Genomic DNA, 15,649 nt, shown 5'->3' with positions numbered 1-15,649 from the left:
TAAGAGTACTTACTATTGCATACGTATGCAAGAGACTCTATATGAAAATCCTAGTCCAACAATTCATTAAAGTCAAGCAATTATGTGGTTTTTCTTTCAACTAATTTTCCATCCACTTCTATTGTGCGGACTAATCCTGTATAGGACTGGACTTCATCCATCAGATAAGTCACTGTTTTCTCGATCATTTCTTCTATTGGCTGTTCCCATGTAGTTAATTCATATGCAGGCCAAGAAGTCATCGCGATATTATCAAATCCAATAACCTTAGTGTGTTCTGGTATAAGAACTTTATACTTGCGAAAGGCATCCAGCAGTCCAAGTGCCATAATATCATTTGCAACAAAAATTGCAGAAGGTAACTGATTTTCTTCTAAAATGGACATTGCCGTATTATATCCACCTTCGTAAGTGTAATCTGAATTATACGTACGGAGTGGGATATTTTGTTGATCGAGTATTTCACAAAAGCCTTTTTTTCGTTCAATACTTGTCGACGTATCTTCATTACCTGTCACCAACGCTAATTCAGTTGATCCAGTAGCTAATAAAAATTGTGCGATAGAGCGACCTGCTTGTAAATTATTGCAACTTATTGAATGATAGACGTTATTACGTGGCTTTCTATTAAAGAATACTATGGGAATATGACTTTTCTTGAACTCTTCCCCCACTTCTTGGGACATCGTAGCATCCGTCACGATTACGCCCGCTACATTGTAGTTGAGTAATGTTTCCACGTCTTCATCTTGGATTTCATCATTATTTGTTGAAACAAATAAGATACTGTATCCCTGCTTTTTAAAGATGGAGCTGAATCGTTTCAACACATGCGCATAAAATGGATTTTGCACATTTTTCATTACTAACCCAATAATTTTAGATTGGTTCGTAATTAGACTTCTCGCGTATACGTTAGGACGGTAACCAAGCTCGGCTGCCGCCTCCAGAACCCGTTTCCTAGTTTTATCCGAAACAGAAGCACCTTCAAAATAAACTCTTGAAACTGATGATTGTGAAACGCCGGCTAGCTTAGCGACGTCCATCGCAGTTACTGTATTTCGCATCTTTATCCATTCCCCCTAGTACTAGTTTTTAATTTACTGTATATGTATGACGGCTTTTTGTTTACTATAGAAACAAGACGTCTGTAGCTTATATCTTAATTTTAATTATATCAGAAAAGCTCATGTGAATTGACTACTAGTATGTATTGCTATCCAAAATAGTACACTGCACAACGGGAACGATTTGTGTGTTGTATGATTTCTTGAAAATCAATAAGCTGCCAGGTACCAACACAGTCATCCTGTGCTCGTACCTGGCAGCTTTAAATTTGTTCAGTTATTCATAAAGTGCATCGTTTAACTCGTTTTAGTTACGAGTTCAGCGCACCTTCAACTTCTGGAATATTTGTCATGTCAATCGCATTCATTCTACAGAAGTAGTCCATGAAATTTTGTGCTTCTTTGATTTCTTCTTCATCCGTTTTCAACGCAATGATATCTCGTAATATTTGAGCTGTCCAAATATTATCAAAATAGCGGAATGTTCCCGAATTCCATGAAGTACGGTCTGGGTAGTTTTTATTTTTGTAGTAATTCCAGAAAAGCATTTTCTGAGATTCTTCTTCTGTCAGTGTTATTCTATATTCAGGGTGGTAAGGAACCAATCCGTCTTCCCCAATAGTACCTGTAAATGTATCATCAACCATGAAAAGACCTAAAATGATTCTTTCCGTTTCCGTTTGATCAGAAGTTCTTACGGTTAGAATACCTGCACTGTTCGGGCGCAAACGTGTAACAGGGTTCGGTAGACCTTTGTTCTTCCCGCTCTGAATGTTGCCTGTAGTTATTTCCCAACTATTCAAAATGTCTGATTGCTTTTCTGAATCTAACCAGAAAACGATTTGTGAGCTTTCATGAATTTTATGATTCTTGAGTATTTCTCTACGTTGCTGTTCTAATCTTTGAGCAGCTTTTTCTTCTTTACGTTTCTTCTCAAGAATTTTCTCTTCAGCTTTTCTTTCTACAAAGACTTTTTCTAACGACTCTGCCATACTTCGATCATTTAATTTAATAAAGTTTTCAAAAGCATCGGGATAAACAAATCTTTTAAGATCCTTGTTAAAATCAACGGTGATGAATGATTCCTCGTGTTCCACAATATTTCCTTCACCAAACACGTTATGAGTTATTTCTTCGTTAATCAAATTCACTAGACATTCTCCTCCTATTAAATTCTTTGATACACGTCTTGACAGTTAGTCTTATCAAGACCCCCTGCTACAACCTGCTTATTAAAAAAATTATTAAATTAAATGGAACAAGCCAATTTTCAAATTCAAAAAAGCGCCCTCCATTCCTTGCTGGAATAAGCTGCGCAGGATCATCAAATGCAGTCCCGATTACTTGTACTTATATAGTATAACATGTAATCAGAAATTTCTCAAATTTTTAGTTGACATCGCTCAATTGTTTATCGTATAATATACAATTTTCATTTTGGTAGAGAGTCTGTGAGTTACTAGTATTATGATCACTATTATTTACATAGAGATTACAATTTCATCATGAGCAATTGAAAAAAACATAATGTATTGGTGTCTTTGACAGTATATAGCTCTCAATTATATTCACTAGAGCTTCCTAATATTCCTCTGAAAATAATGAAATACCTTGTCTGGCGTCCAGTCTATGTGATGTTGAAGTTCAATAAAATTACCCGGAAAATAATTAAAGAGCACCGCTATGTTTCAACGGTGCTCCATTATCGTATATTTATTGTACAGTTTCTTCTACAGGTGACTCTTCTTTTATATAACGCAACACAGGCTTACGCGCTGCCTTAGTTTCATCCAAACGACCGATGACAGTTGTGTGTGGTGCCTCTTGAACGATTTCTGGATTCTCTTCTACTTCTTTCGCAATTTGAATCATCGCTTCGATGAAGTTATCCAATGTTTCTTTTGACTCCGTTTCTGTCGGCTCGATCATCATGGCTTCCTCGACATTCAACGGGAAGTAGATTGTAGGCGGATGATATCCGAAATCTAACAAGCGTTTCGCCATATCAAGTGTACGCGCGCCAAGCTTCTTCTGGCGACGGCCTGATAAGACGAATTCATGTTTACAATGCTGTGTATACGGAAGGTCGAAGTATGGCTCTAGACGACGCATCATATAGTTTGCATTGAGTACTGCATATTCAGTAACAGCTTTCAAGCCATCCGGACCCATTGAGCGGATATACGTGTATGCACGTAAGTAAATACCGAAGTTTCCGTAGAATGGCTTCACGCGACCGATAGATTGCGGTACATCATAGTTTAGTACGAAACGATTATCCACTTTTTCAATGACTGGTTTCGGCAGGAATGCAGCGAGTTCGTCAGTTACCCCAACTGGACCTGAACCTGGACCACCGCCACCGTGAGGACCTGTGAACGTCTTATGCAAGTTCAAATGTACTGCATCGAAGCCCATATCGCCTGGGCGTGCTTTGGACATAACGGCATTCAAGTTTGCTCCATCATAATACAGCTTTCCGCCAACTCCGTGAACTGCTGCCGCCATTTCCAAGATATCTTCCTCGAAAAGCCCCAGCGTGTTTGGATTCGTCAACATCAATGCTGCAGTATCGGGACCTACTTTTGATTTCAAGTCTTCAAGATCAACTAAGCCTTTTTCATTCGACTTAACTGTCACTGTGTCAAAGCCTGCAACCGTTGCAGAAGCTGGATTTGTACCGTGAGCAGAGTCAGGAACAAGTACTTTCGTACGCTGTGTATCACCATTTGCTTCATGGAAAGCACGAATCATCATCAATGCCGTCCACTCACCATGTGCACCTGCTGCAGGTTGCAATGTAACTTGTGGCATCCCCGTGATTTCAGCTAAGTGCTCTTGCAGATCATACGCTACTTCGAGTGCACCTTGAACCGTAGACTCGTCTTGTAACGGATGAACGCGTGCGAATCCAGGGAAGCGTGCAACCGCTTCGTTGATTTTCGGATTATACTTCATCGTACAAGAACCTAATGGATAGAATCCTGTATCGACTCCATGGTTACGATTAGACAATGCAGTGTAGTGACGCATGATGTCCAGTTCAGATACTTCCGGCAGTTCTGCGTCTTCTGTGCGAATAACACCTTGAGATAAAATAGACGCAACATCTACTTCAGGTACATCTAATTCAGGTAAGCTATAACCGATTCGTCCAGGTTTGGATACTTCAAAAATGAGTGATTGGTTTTCCTTATGCATGGATAGCCTCCAATTCTTGCACGTATGCATCGATTTCTTCTTTCGTACGTTGTTCTGTTACTGCGATCAGTGCGTGGTTTGCAAGACTTTCGTCCACAAGACTCAAATCGTATCCACCGATAATCCCTTGATCCAGCAAACGTTTGTTCACGTCTTTAATCGGTGATTTGCAATCTACGACTAGTTCATTGAAATGAGCAGCACCGAATTTCACTTCGAAGCCTGCTTTTTCAAATGCTTGTTTCGCGTAAGCTGTTTTCGCGATGTTTTGATACGCAATTTCTTTAATTCCTTCTTTACCAAGGGCTGTCATCGCAACAGATGCTGCAAGAGCATTAAGCGCTTGATTCGAACAAATATTGGATGTCGCTTTATCACGACGAATATGCTGCTCACGCGCTTGCAAAGTCAGAACGTATCCTCTACGACCTTGATCATCATTCGTTTCGCCGACTAGACGACCTGGTACTTTACGCATCAACTTTTTCGATACAGCAAAATATCCACAGTGTGGTCCACCGAATGACTCTGGAATGCCGAATGGTTGTGCGTCTCCAACAGTAATATCCGCTCCAAGCGCTCCAGGTGGTGTTAAGAGTCCTAAAGCAAGTGGATTCGCCGAAACGATCGACAATGCACCGTTTTCATGTGCAATATCACTGATTGCCTGAAGATCCTCTACTTGTCCGTAGAAGTTCGGGTATTGAACAAGCACTGCTGCAGTCTCGTCATCAATCAATTCCTTGAGCTTATCCATGTCTGTTACGCCATTTGTATGAGGAATTGTGACAACTTCAATATACTGCCCGTCAGCGTACGATTTCACCACTGCGTGTGATTCGTTGTGAACAGTAGCCGATACAAGCAACTTCTTGCGGCGTGTATGGCCAGCAGCAAGTGTGCCCGCTTCCGCTAGTGCTGTTCCGCCGTCATACATAGAAGAGTTCGCAAGCTCCATGCCTGTCAATTCACAGATCATCGTCTGGAATTCGAAAATCGCTTGCAACTCACCTTGTGAAATTTCTGGCTGGTATGGCGTGTATGCCGTATAGAACTCAGAACGTGAAATGACATGATCTACGATGATCGGACGATAGTGATCATAGACTCCCGCTCCTAGGAACGAAGCATAGTCTTGAGCGTTGATGTTTTTCGCAGCTAAACGTCCAAGTTCTTTTAAAAGAGATGTTTCGGATTTCGCAGGCTTGATCTTATATTCACCTTTAAATCGTACTTTTTCGGGAATATCCGAAAAGAGTTCATCGATGGAAGAAATTCCGATTGTTTCAAGCATGTCTTTCTGATCTTGCTCCGTCATAGGTAGATAACGATGCTTCATAATAGTTTACCCCTTTTCACTTATGATCTTTTATAGAAAGGTGTTGCAATAACTTTTGCTTTCAGACGTTTCGTGCGAATTTCTACTTCAACTTCTGTATCGAGCTCAGTGAACTCTGTAGACAATAGCGCAAAACCGATGTTCTTCTTTAATGTAGGAGACTGCGTACCAGTTGTTACTTCACCGATCTCTTTGTCGCCCGCAAATACTTTATATCCAGTACGCGGAATCCCTTTATCGATCATTTCGAGTCCAACAAGCTTACGTTCGACGCCTTGTTCTTTTTGCTTCACTAATACATCTTTACCAATGAAGTCTTCTTCCTTATTCACTTTCACGACGAAACCAAGTCCTGCTTCGAGTGGAGATATATCTTCTCTTAGCTCTTGACCGTATAGTGGCAGTCCCGCTTCGAAGCGCAATGTGTCTCGTGCACCAAGACCTGCAGGTACGACACCATCTTCTTTGCCTTCTTGCAAAATCTTTGACCACAAGTTCTTTATGGCTTCAGGTGTACCGTAGATTTCAAATCCATTTTCTCCTGTATATCCAGTACGTGAAACAAGAACATCTTCCCCGCCTACTTGAACATGCTCTTTAAAGCGGAAAAATTTGATCTCTTCAAGCGTTTCATCTGTTAGTTTCTGTAATATTGTCTCCGCCACAGGACCTTGCAATGCGAGTAACGCATAGTTCGAAGACTGGTTATCGATGACCACATTGTCTGTCTGCTGCTTTTCCATCCATTCAACATCTTTTTCAATATTGGATGCATTAACTACTAATAAATAGCGTTCATCTTCTAATTTATAAATTAAGAAATCATCGATCGTTCCACCTTGCTCGTTACACATCACTGTATACTGTGCTTGGCCGATCTTCAGTTTCGAAACGTCATTCGTTACAAGTTTCTGCAAATAGTCAAGTGCTCCGCTACCACTAACAAACACTTCTCCCATATGCGAAACATCAAACAATCCCGCTTTTGTTCGAACGGCTTCGTGTTCTGCCTTAATGCTAGAAAACTGCACAGGCAACTCCCAACCGCCAAAGTCGATTGTTTTACCTCCGTACTCTTTGTAACTTTCAAATAACGGTGTACGTAATAATGGATTCGTCAAACTGTTTCCTCCTTTGTGTTCTAATCAAGAAACGATCAGTAGGTAATTCATCAAAAAAAGGACAGGGGTCTCCTATGAAAGAGAACCCCTGTCCTTTTGCCTGAAAGCTTTACAGTTTCCATACTTTCTTCGGCCGCTGATTACTCAGCACTCTCCAGAGATGCGTCATGTATGCGTTTTGTTACCTGAGAGATTCATAACGTTTGTTACTTGCTCCTTCGGCGGCGCCTAATGCGCGCTCTCCCCATACAATCATTCGCATGATTCAATTAATTTTTTCTTCACTGATATCTTAACATTTAACAGAAGTAAGCGCAATCTATTTCTTATAACAGTAAAAAAGCGAATGATAGTTTAATCCATAACTAAATCATTCGCTTTTACCCTTAGTTATTGATATCTTTCGATTTGAAAGATAATATACTCCGAAATATCCGTTAAAGACTTACCCGTCGTCTCCACTGTAAAGTGAGATGACTTCAAATATTTTGGTTTACGCTTTTTATACAACGCTTCTAATTCTTGACGCGAAGATTGTTGCACGATCGGCCGATTGACATCTGTCGAGATTCTTCGCCAAATATCGCGAAATGAGGCATTAAGAAAAAATACGATGCCGGTTTCTCGCATTAGACGAATATTCTCTTCCTTTACTGCCACACCGCCACCAGTCGCTACAATACAATATTCTTCCGGAAACTTCTGCAGGAATTCTGTTTCCAATTGTCGGAAGTACAGTTCTCCATACTGATCAAATATCTCAGGAATCGTCATTTGCATATGTTCTGAGATCTCATGGTCCATATCAAAGAACGGAATACCAGTCAGCGTATGCAGCCGTTTACCAATTGCGCTTTTTCCACACCCCATGAAACCTACCAAATAAATCCTTTTCATTTTCATCCATCCCGTTTCATTAATTCAACTGCTTTACGCTCATAATAGATTTCGAGCCAGTCGTATATTCTGTAGATACTATCATGCCATGAAACGAGGGAGAAAAGAAAGAGACTTACGAAAAATAATAATACAATCGCGAAAATAAATGATCCTCCCTTCTCATTCTTGATATAATCCAATCGCAAACGTCCTTTCTTTGCGCCTACCATCCATCATTTCGACAGCAATCTGCAATTCGCTACCGTTCACTGTAAATGCGTAGGTTTTTACATTCATCAACAGTGGAACATGACCGTCGCCATCTACCACCTTTCGAATCATTTGCTTGTATTGCTGTATAATGATTTCCCCTCTTTTAGTTTGAAAAGATAAAATTGTAGGGTTGATTTCAGTGACTGCTGTTACTTCTTCTAATACTTCCTGAAACTCTAAAGAAAACAGTTCCCATTCACCAAGCAAATCTCCTTGATATACTTTCTCTATAGGTGTTTGCCAATAAAAAAACAGCACCGTTAGTTGGATAAGCATAGTGAATATGAGTAAATGAATAATACTTTCCAATAATGAATAGCCTTTTTCATTCCATGATTTCATATACTCACACACTTACGATTTGCGACTTGTTGTACTTCATAAACTACACAAACTTGGCCATCCTCGACAGTCCAATCATAATGTAATTTTTCATACGATCTCCGTCCTGTTGCTTGTCCTGAAGATTTAAACAGTATAGCCGCTTGATATGTGGTCTGTGCTGCAATCATCGCGGACTTTTTTCCAGCCACGGATGACGTCAATGTGGTAGCCAAGGGCAAAAGCGAACTAAAAATGACCATGACAATTACTAAAGACAGCATAGCTTCAGGCCACGATTGCCCTTTTTCATTCATAGACGATCATCCTTCCCCGTTCAAACTGGAATGATATTTTGACAAGACCTTTACTTTCTGTATCAATGAATATTTTTCCTGTACGAATCAAATATCCTGTTTCAGCGAAGTCCAACTGTCTTAACGGAGAATTTTTCGACCTGTGCATTCCTGAAGGAAGTTCACCATGTAATATCTCTACTAAACCATTCGTTTCGACCGTATATTTCTGACCCTCTTCATAAAACTTTAAACTAACTCTTTCCTTATGTGTAATAGCATATAATTGTGCTTCATGAACGGTCGCGATGAATAATTGCAACGCATCTTCTTCAGTCACTCTCTGTAAACGTTTCTCACTAAAGGGAAGAATAACGGCTGTTATAATCATCATAATAGATAACACAAGCAAAAGTTCTAAAAAAGTAAAGCCGCGCTGATCGTCAATAGCTTGTTTAACCTCCTCCATTAGTTGCTGTGACTTTACCGTCTCCAGTAATTGTGATCGCGTTACCATTCGGGCACGCAGGATTATCTGGTAAATACCCATCTGTAGTCAGCGCCGTAAGTGTGGGAACGGATTTCTTGTCCATTTTATATGCTTGCACCTGACCTTCTACCATTTTCACGTACGCCTCACAGCCCTTTTCGTCTATCGATTTGGAATGCTTTGTGACGTTCGGGATTGCAATCAAAATCAAAACAGTTATGATCAGCAACACGATCATCATTTCAAACAGCTTTTACTGTAGTTTTCAGTACACCCAAAAGCTTGATTTAAAGAGGGGTAAATCACTTTCTTTGTCTATTTTCTTTGCTACGTTTATCTGTCCTTGTATATTTCTGTGGTTTTTATGTGAGTGGACCACTTAAAAAGACCACATAACTTAGTTTTAAAATGTGGTTTTCTAAAAAAGACCACATTTGATTAAGAACCTTCTATATAAGGTGTCGTTTTGAAATGCTCCATAAAATTAAAACAGCCACCGACTCTATTGAGTGGTGGCTGTTTGAGTATCATTTTTTATTCTTCAGTTTTTCTAATAAATTGTTCACTTTTTCACGAGTGATATGTGTTTCATCAATCAACAGTTCAATTCTGTATTGCTGTTCTTCTGAGCTGATAGAGACTATATCGCCCTCATGAAAGATTTCATCTACTTGGTCAACCTGTATCAGGAGTTGATTCTCATCTTCAGGATATTCTAAAAATACGTATATTCCTTCTTCAATTCTGTCCAGTGTATACTTTTTGCTCATCGCTCACACGCCCATCCATCTTTGTCTCGGTCCATCTTGGACTGATATGCAGGGTGTCCCTTAGATACACCGTTAGGATAAACTTTGCGCAACTCTGTACAGTTCTTGAAATTACTTTGAGGCACGGGCTTTGTAACTGGTTTAGATGGGGCTGGCTTTGGTTTGACTAGTGTCGGCTTTGCTACCGGTTTAGATGGTTTAGGCTTTACAACAGGAGTAGATCCCTTGCCGCAACTATTTGCTACTGAATGCTTTGCACCATTAGTCGTCACCGTGATATTGCAGTGAATAGGTGTTTTGTAAGTCTTCGCTCCAACATTTTTCAAACGCGCTTCGATAGCGGCATGTGGGTGTCCGTAGCTATTGTTTTTGCCGTAACTTAGTATTGCTACACTAGGCTTAACGTTGCTGATAAATGCAGCTGAACTACTCGTTTTGGATCCGTGATGACCATTTTTAAGAACTGTAGCTTTGACATTATATTTTGATCTAATATAATCCTCTGTAACAGTATCAGCGTCACCCATTAGCAAGAAGGATACTTTGTTATAAGTGATCTTCAGAACGATTGATGCAGCATTGCTGTCTTTTCCTTTTTCGTCTGCAAATAGTACACGTGTAATTAATTGCTGATCAAGTGCTAACTTGTCCAATTCCTTTGCAACTGTAAACTTAATATTCTTTTTGTCGATTAACGTCAACAGATTATAGTACGTTTGTGACGTATGTACATAACCGGAATCTATAAAGTTTGTTACCGGGAATGCATTTAATACAGCTTCTAATCCACCAATATGGTCTGCATCTGGATGCGTCGCTACCACGTAATCCAAACGTTTAACGCCTTTTTCTTTTAAAAATGAAACTACTTTACTTCCAGCGGCCTTAGGACCGCCATCCACTAACATGTTTTTACCGTTTGGAGACTGGATTAATACTGCATCTCCCTGACCCACATCAATAAAGTGGACCTTTAATTCTTTTGCGGCCGCATCTGTAGAGATGGGCAGTAGACTGATGGCTAGAACCATAGTCATGATAATCATTGTTAATTTCTTCATTTTAACACTCCTTTTGACTTACTGATATAATCATAGTGCGTCAAAAGTATAATGTCTAGATGATTTTTCCAATTCAGACAAATAAAAAAGCGACTCCGTCCACAATGGATAGAGTCGCTCTTAAATTACAAAGTATCTTTAATACTTTTATTCATTTAAATCTCGATAAATAAAATTGTTGACTATACGCCATTCATTATCTCGATGGTAGTATAACCTACCAGTAAGTGTTAATCTTAAGTAATTTTCTTGATTATCCGATTCCATAGCCAATAAATAAATACCGCTGTCATCTTGCCTTTGGAAAATTATGCTTTGAAAGTTGGAGTAACGATCATGTATTGCTTGAATTCGATTATCGATTTGTAGTTTAGTATATGACATGTAATTTCCTCCCTGCTCACCATATTTAAAGTCGTTGTTATTTGCTAAGAGAAAAATCTCCAAACTTAGAGACTACTTCTAATACTTTGAATTATCTTTAGTATACTCCAACATGATTTTATAAAATAGATTATTCCACCTATAAGTGTTAGTTGTTCTAGAGTTAAGTACCAAGATAAATTATCAGCTTGTGGAAATGCAAAACCTATAACAGCAAACAGGATTGATATAATCAAGAAGAGTAACCCTACATATATGGAATTGTAATATTTATCCATATATCCATTTTTGTCTTTATTAGCTATAGCTTTTTTATCTGAAAAGCTTACCATTATTCCTAAACTTGTGAAAAGAAACCCAGCGAATATTGAATTTATCGTGAGAATATCCAAATGGTCACTTCTCAAAAAACGCTCTTCATTTAATAATTCAAACCTCATGCATAAAAAGGCGATTAAAACAAAGAAAAAGAATACGAATATATTAGAGATATTCCTTCTTAAGTGATTCTTTTTCATTATCTTTCTCCTCCTTATACACGACAGAATTTCAATATTTCGGTTTCTTCTCTAAAATATATTTCTTTTAACTTCGTAAGTATTTCAATATGTATTTTATTTGTGTCGGTATTTTCTAGTTCAAACTTTGTCTTTTTAGTAAAAGGACTGTTAACGATATTATATTCCTGTAAGTATTCCCCGTCGTCCTTGGCTTTAACCTTAACCCTTTTAGCTTTTTTAGCTAATTTCCCAATAACTGCAGTAAAGCTCTTTCTATTTTCAAAAGCATCTTGATTAGTTTCGGCTACAAGTTTGATTTCGAATTCAATCGACTTTTGATTACTTAACATATCATATTCTTTCTCGGATAATCCTGTCACCTCTTGGGTAAAATACTGACTACCTTCTGGTGGTAAAGATACTCGGTATGAAACAGTTCCGATTCTGTCCTTTTTAGATAATATAGGCAAGGCATCTTCCACCGTTATACTGCTAATCTCACCTACTAAGTCTTCATCTTTAAATCCTGACGTTATTAAATCTCCTAAGAGTTGAATACTTGGTGAAGATTGTTCTTTCAAATAGGAAACAATATATGTTTCCCTATTGATTAATATGTAAGTGAAATTCTCCAATACCTGTGTATAATTTTTCTGTATAGGGTCAGCTTTCAGTGTTTCTAGGTCGCGTAAATGATATTGCCTAATATCTTGTGCTTTACCTAGACGTGCGAAAATAAAATCTTTATCTTCTCTAATAATCTCTAAAGTTTCATTAGAATTGTTTATTTTCACACACTTATGCTCATTTAATACTTTTTTAAAAAACTGTTCAATTTTCTTATCAATCAATTCATTATTCAAATAGTCTTTATTATAATCCCCCTCTTTTGTACCCTTTTTATCAATCCTTCTATAGATACTTAATTGATGAAAATATACCTGCTTAAATGCCATCTCAATCCCTCCTAAGCACTAGTATATCTAAAAAGGAGAAATTAAACACCTGTTTTTTATTTCAAATCATTTCTGAAAGTAGAAAAGTAATCTGTCAGGTTGGACAGATTACTTTTGCTTTCAATCGACTGACGTGCAAATGCCATCACATCAATGTTTTTATTATGGCAAGTGGTATCTTATTTGAATTCCTTAACCCCAGCACCAATCATCAGCGCTACTAAATCGCCGTTAGCCGCGGACCCATCTGCTTGCTTATTAATCCATGCAGAGGAATATCCTCGTTCCGATGCCGCTTTAACCGCAATCTCCTGCTGTAATTTGCTACCTAAAAACGTTTCTACTACCTTACGCAAAGTACCAGACGTAAACTCTAACTCGATTGTAAGCTTCTCTGGTACGGGCGTTGGTTTAGGTTTATTCGGCACTGATGCCACATCCTTTCTACCTCCAGCGTAATTAACTATTCCTTGTGCTGTCAGTAACGCTAGTTTTTCCACTTCGTTAATCAAGACAGTTTCATCACCGTGATTCGAAATGAACGCATACTCTACGAGAACAGCCGGCATATTTGTTAAGCGCAAAACCGCGAAGTTTGCTCTCTTTTTACCACGATCACGAATACCGATTTGATTGGCGATTGAACTGTGTACAGCGTTCTGTAGTTTTGTTGTAGCGGCGCTAACACTGCCATTATAAACGAACGTCTCGAAACCTGTTGCTGATGCTGTAGCCGAGTTGTCGTGTAAGCTGAAAAAGTAATCGGCTCCCCAAGTATTAGCTAGTCTCGCGCGCTCTCCCAGTGCCAAAAAGACATCAGTTGAACGTGAAAGTCTCACTTCATGCCCATAACCTTCGAGAATCGTCTTTAGTCGTAAAGCCACTTTTAGTACATTGTCTTTCTCTCGTGAACGTTTTCCTACAGCGCCTGGATCGTGGCCACCGTGGCCTGGATCGATAAAAATTTTACTCATCGCCAAACACCTCGTTTTCTGGATTCTGATAACATTCCTCGCACATCATTTCACCATTAAACTGTTCCAGTGCTTCGATTTCTTTTCCGCACACTACACATTCTGTTATATCCATATTATTTCAGCCCTTTCTTTTTATCTTTTCGCGGTTCTTGATACCTCATTGCTTGATCGCTATCATCAGTGCCGTCCGTAGTCGGATCGACCACAATGCCGAGGATCGCCAACAAGGCAAACACTGCATTGATTAAAGCAGCCGCTTCTTCACCTACTAAATCAGCGGCAAATTCATAGCCGAACCACCCGGCAATAATCTGCACGACTAACAAAAAAGCCGGCACCAAGGCCAGCCAGAACAATTTATTCTTCGCACGTACTTTCCAATTGATTTTCATTGTATTTCTCCTCTCATTTAAAAAACTGTATTAAAGCAGCTATCCCTGCTAAAATTCCGCCCGATCCCGCAAATGCACCAACGACTCCCAGCACGATTTTCTCGCGTGTAGAGAAACGTTTTAGTGTAATTCGTTCATCTACATGAATTACGTCACGTTCTGTTTGCAAGCGTTCTTTGTCAGTCGCAAAATAATGGTCAACGAATTTATTTAGAATGCTTCTGGTTTCTTGTCCGTCTTTCATGACGGTCAGTTCTAAATTCGTTTGTGAAGATTTAATCTCTGCAACTTGAACCGTGACTTCTTTGACTTGTCCCGTGATTACCTCCGCCTGTGTGCTAAAGTCCATTTGTGCTTTCTCGACTTTTTCCAGTCGCGGTATAATGTCGTGATGTATTAATTCATCGTGCCTCTCGAGCATACCTAGCTCCTCCTTCGGCTGCGTCATATCTCACCCCACCACACTTTTCTCTTTTTAAATGAATACAAAAAAGAACGTCCGGATTGGGACGTTCTTTGCTTACTTTTTATTTAGTAACCTCTGAAATTATGAAGCAAGACGCTTAGCTCTTCATTTTTTTTAATGAAATCGAATAAATAATTTTCATTTATCCTGAACTGTTGACCTGTTTTAGTTTTAGTGGCAAGCATTTGCTCTCCAGTTTCTGCTGTTATTTGAAAGCTATGCACAATTCTATTCCTCATATTTACTAAATTAGAGAACAAATTTGCAATTGTGTCATCAGAATGGCGAGTAATAGTTTCTTTAATAGGATCGGATAACCTACCAGAAACTTTATCAATCAATTCATACCAATTATATTTTTCATCTCCATCACATCTTAGAATATTCTCGATGACAAAAGAATTATTTGAGTTGAAAACACAAATAGCACTTCCTAATAACGCTCGATATTCTTTACTAGGTAAAGCTTGTCTTGAATATTTTTCGTACATACAAATTCCTCCCTTTCCACACTATTCAACAAAAGAAAAGGAATTCCTCCAATTATTGATACGGCACACAGTGTTCCGTATACACAACATCGAAAGCGCCCTCAATTAACAGTACATAAATTTCACAGTTTCCTATACATCTGTTGGTGAGATGAATTTTTCTCTAATTTTTGTACACCCGAATTTGAATTATTAACCCAATCAAGAAAAAGACTACCTAAAGTGAGACGCTCATTTTTAGGGATTCTGTTCCACGCATACCCTTTAAACAAATCTTTAACAATAAATTTTTCCTTACAATGTAACTGATCAATCTCGTTAATTGCTGCTTGTAAATATGGATTCAAATTAATCACCCTTTATCATTTTTAAGTCATATTAATATGACTGTTGATATGACTATATATTAATTGTGATTATTTTTCAACCTTTTCAAATAAAAACAATGCAAACTTACGTTGTGTTTACTCCCGCTCAACGTCAACTGCCAAATACTCCGCAACCGGCACCTAATACTCTTTGCTACACATTATGATCCGAAAGCGTATTAAGAAACTGGATATTTTTCTTCAATCAAATCTATCAATTCCGTGTATTCTTCATCAGATAGTTGACCAACCGCGTATACTACATTCACTCGCTTGGTAGCGACTTCTTTGCTGTAC

The 15,649-nt window shown here is 38.7% G+C and carries 20 protein-coding genes and 1 riboswitch; all 20 genes read right to left on the bottom strand.

The window, feature by feature from the left end:
- Nucleotides 1–80: 80 nt before the first annotated feature.
- The gene (locus CSV76_RS07370) at nucleotides 81–1,067 is read right to left on the bottom strand and encodes a LacI family DNA-binding transcriptional regulator (protein WP_099625147.1); all 987 of its coding nucleotides are present in this window, start codon (nucleotides 1,065–1,067) and stop codon (nucleotides 81–83) included.
- A 311-nt stretch (nucleotides 1,068–1,378) separates the two neighbouring features.
- A complete protein-coding gene (locus tag CSV76_RS07365; RefSeq protein ID WP_099625146.1) occupies nucleotides 1,379–2,218 on the bottom strand; it encodes a malate synthase in 840 nt (279 codons plus the stop codon).
- A gap of 562 nt (nucleotides 2,219–2,780) precedes the next feature.
- A complete protein-coding gene (gene gcvPB, locus CSV76_RS07360) occupies nucleotides 2,781–4,268 on the bottom strand; it encodes an aminomethyl-transferring glycine dehydrogenase subunit GcvPB (protein ID WP_099625145.1) in 1,488 nt (495 codons plus the stop codon).
- Nucleotides 4,261–5,607: an aminomethyl-transferring glycine dehydrogenase subunit GcvPA gene (gcvPA, locus tag CSV76_RS07355; protein ID WP_099625144.1), complete on the bottom strand. Its 1,347-nt coding sequence runs from the start codon at nucleotides 5,605–5,607 to the stop codon at nucleotides 4,261–4,263. Before gcvPA ends, gcvPB begins: the two co-directional genes overlap by 8 nt.
- Before the next feature lie 20 nt (nucleotides 5,608–5,627).
- The gene (gene gcvT, locus CSV76_RS07350) at nucleotides 5,628–6,728 is read right to left on the bottom strand and encodes a glycine cleavage system aminomethyltransferase GcvT (RefSeq protein ID WP_099625143.1); all 1,101 of its coding nucleotides are present in this window, start codon (nucleotides 6,726–6,728) and stop codon (nucleotides 5,628–5,630) included.
- 163 nt (nucleotides 6,729–6,891) lie between these two features.
- Nucleotides 6,892–6,984, bottom strand: a riboswitch (glycine riboswitch).
- A gap of 134 nt (nucleotides 6,985–7,118) precedes the next feature.
- Complete coding sequence (locus CSV76_RS07345) at nucleotides 7,119–7,625, bottom strand: shikimate kinase (protein WP_085426068.1); 507 nt, start codon at nucleotides 7,623–7,625, stop codon at nucleotides 7,119–7,121.
- 162 nt (nucleotides 7,626–7,787) lie between these two features.
- Nucleotides 7,788–8,222 carry a competence type IV pilus minor pilin ComGF gene (comGF, locus tag CSV76_RS07335; protein ID WP_085426066.1) on the bottom strand — a complete coding sequence of 145 codons (435 nt, stop codon included), beginning with the start codon at nucleotides 8,220–8,222 and terminating at the stop codon, nucleotides 7,788–7,790.
- Nucleotides 8,219–8,518, bottom strand: a complete 300-nt coding sequence (locus CSV76_RS07330) for a hypothetical protein (RefSeq protein WP_099625142.1) — start codon at nucleotides 8,516–8,518, stop codon at nucleotides 8,219–8,221. The genes comGF and CSV76_RS07330 overlap by 4 nt, the downstream gene beginning before the upstream one ends.
- Entirely contained in the window at nucleotides 8,511–9,014 is a 504-nt protein-coding gene (gene comGD, locus CSV76_RS07325) for a competence type IV pilus minor pilin ComGD (protein ID WP_158232757.1), read from the bottom strand. Before comGD ends, CSV76_RS07330 begins: the two co-directional genes overlap by 8 nt.
- Nucleotides 8,953–9,228, bottom strand: coding sequence for a competence type IV pilus major pilin ComGC (gene comGC, locus CSV76_RS07320; protein ID WP_085428932.1), 276 nt, complete (start codon nucleotides 9,226–9,228; stop codon nucleotides 8,953–8,955). Before comGC ends, comGD begins: the two co-directional genes overlap by 62 nt.
- Nucleotides 9,229–9,514: 286 nt before the next feature.
- On the bottom strand, nucleotides 9,515–9,757 hold the full coding sequence (locus CSV76_RS07315; RefSeq protein WP_099625140.1) for a DUF3006 domain-containing protein: 243 nt from the start codon (nucleotides 9,755–9,757) through the stop codon (nucleotides 9,515–9,517).
- Entirely contained in the window at nucleotides 9,754–10,818 is a 1,065-nt protein-coding gene (locus CSV76_RS17930; RefSeq protein ID WP_099625139.1) for an MBL fold metallo-hydrolase, read from the bottom strand. Before CSV76_RS17930 ends, CSV76_RS07315 begins: the two co-directional genes overlap by 4 nt.
- Before the next feature lie 449 nt (nucleotides 10,819–11,267).
- On the bottom strand, nucleotides 11,268–11,720 hold the full coding sequence (locus tag CSV76_RS07300; RefSeq protein WP_099625137.1) for a hypothetical protein: 453 nt from the start codon (nucleotides 11,718–11,720) through the stop codon (nucleotides 11,268–11,270).
- A gap of 14 nt (nucleotides 11,721–11,734) precedes the next feature.
- A complete protein-coding gene (locus tag CSV76_RS07295) occupies nucleotides 11,735–12,658 on the bottom strand; it encodes a hypothetical protein (RefSeq protein ID WP_099625136.1) in 924 nt (307 codons plus the stop codon).
- A 179-nt stretch (nucleotides 12,659–12,837) separates the two neighbouring features.
- Nucleotides 12,838–13,632 (bottom strand): N-acetylmuramoyl-L-alanine amidase family protein, encoded by a 795-nt coding sequence (locus CSV76_RS07290; RefSeq protein WP_099625135.1) that lies wholly within the window; start codon nucleotides 13,630–13,632, stop codon nucleotides 12,838–12,840.
- Entirely contained in the window at nucleotides 13,625–13,747 is a 123-nt protein-coding gene (locus CSV76_RS17680; protein ID WP_233204430.1) for a 60S ribosomal export protein NMD3, read from the bottom strand. The genes CSV76_RS07290 and CSV76_RS17680 overlap by 8 nt, the downstream gene beginning before the upstream one ends.
- Nucleotide 13,748: 1 nt before the next feature.
- Nucleotides 13,749–14,027: a phage holin gene (locus CSV76_RS07285; RefSeq protein WP_099625134.1), complete on the bottom strand. Its 279-nt coding sequence runs from the start codon at nucleotides 14,025–14,027 to the stop codon at nucleotides 13,749–13,751.
- Between the two features lie 13 nt (nucleotides 14,028–14,040).
- Nucleotides 14,041–14,475 carry a hypothetical protein gene (locus CSV76_RS07280; protein ID WP_143560357.1) on the bottom strand — a complete coding sequence of 145 codons (435 nt, stop codon included), beginning with the start codon at nucleotides 14,473–14,475 and terminating at the stop codon, nucleotides 14,041–14,043.
- A gap of 83 nt (nucleotides 14,476–14,558) precedes the next feature.
- Entirely contained in the window at nucleotides 14,559–14,984 is a 426-nt protein-coding gene (locus tag CSV76_RS07275) for a selenium binding protein (protein ID WP_099625132.1), read from the bottom strand.
- Between the two features lie 122 nt (nucleotides 14,985–15,106).
- A complete protein-coding gene (locus tag CSV76_RS07270; protein WP_099625131.1) occupies nucleotides 15,107–15,340 on the bottom strand; it encodes a single-stranded DNA-binding protein in 234 nt (77 codons plus the stop codon).
- Between the last annotated feature and the right edge of the window lie 309 nt (nucleotides 15,341–15,649).

The sequence above is a fragment of the Sporosarcina sp. P17b genome, from assembly GCF_002743115.1.
Classification (GTDB): domain Bacteria; phylum Bacillota; class Bacilli; order Bacillales_A; family Planococcaceae; genus Sporosarcina; species Sporosarcina ureae_C.
The sequence above is the reverse complement of the archived record's forward strand: the minus strand, read 5'-3'. Positions and strand labels throughout refer to the sequence as shown.

Coding starts and splice junctions, on each gene's coding strand:
- CSV76_RS07370 (WP_099625147.1), bottom strand. CDS start 1,067: ATGCGAAATACAGTAACTGCGATGGACGTCGCTAAGCTAGCCGGCGTT.
- gcvPB (WP_099625145.1), bottom strand. CDS start 4,268: ATGCATAAGGAAAACCAATCACTCATTTTTGAAGTATCCAAACCTGGA.
- gcvPA (WP_099625144.1), bottom strand. CDS start 5,607: ATGAAGCATCGTTATCTACCTATGACGGAGCAAGATCAGAAAGACATG.
- CSV76_RS07345 (WP_085426068.1), bottom strand. CDS start 7,625: ATGAAAAGGATTTATTTGGTAGGTTTCATGGGGTGTGGAAAAAGCGCA.
- comGF (WP_085426066.1), bottom strand. CDS start 8,222: ATGAAATCATGGAATGAAAAAGGCTATTCATTATTGGAAAGTATTATT.
- CSV76_RS07330 (WP_099625142.1), bottom strand. CDS start 8,518: ATGAATGAAAAAGGGCAATCGTGGCCTGAAGCTATGCTGTCTTTAGTA.
- comGD (WP_158232757.1), bottom strand. CDS start 9,014: ATGGTAACGCGATCACAATTACTGGAGACGGTAAAGTCACAGCAACTA.
- comGC (WP_085428932.1), bottom strand. CDS start 9,228: ATGATGATCGTGTTGCTGATCATAACTGTTTTGATTTTGATTGCAATC.
- CSV76_RS07315 (WP_099625140.1), bottom strand. CDS start 9,757: ATGAGCAAAAAGTATACACTGGACAGAATTGAAGAAGGAATATACGTA.
- CSV76_RS17930 (WP_099625139.1), bottom strand. CDS start 10,818: ATGAAGAAATTAACAATGATTATCATGACTATGGTTCTAGCCATCAGT.
- CSV76_RS07300 (WP_099625137.1), bottom strand. CDS start 11,720: ATGAAAAAGAATCACTTAAGAAGGAATATCTCTAATATATTCGTATTC.
- CSV76_RS07295 (WP_099625136.1), bottom strand. CDS start 12,658: ATGGCATTTAAGCAGGTATATTTTCATCAATTAAGTATCTATAGAAGG.
- CSV76_RS07290 (WP_099625135.1), bottom strand. CDS start 13,632: ATGAGTAAAATTTTTATCGATCCAGGCCACGGTGGCCACGATCCAGGC.
- CSV76_RS17680 (WP_233204430.1), bottom strand. CDS start 13,747: ATGGATATAACAGAATGTGTAGTGTGCGGAAAAGAAATCGAAGCACTG.
- CSV76_RS07285 (WP_099625134.1), bottom strand. CDS start 14,027: ATGAAAATCAATTGGAAAGTACGTGCGAAGAATAAATTGTTCTGGCTG.
- CSV76_RS07280 (WP_143560357.1), bottom strand. CDS start 14,475: ATGACGCAGCCGAAGGAGGAGCTAGGTATGCTCGAGAGGCACGATGAA.
- CSV76_RS07275 (WP_099625132.1), bottom strand. CDS start 14,984: ATGTACGAAAAATATTCAAGACAAGCTTTACCTAGTAAAGAATATCGA.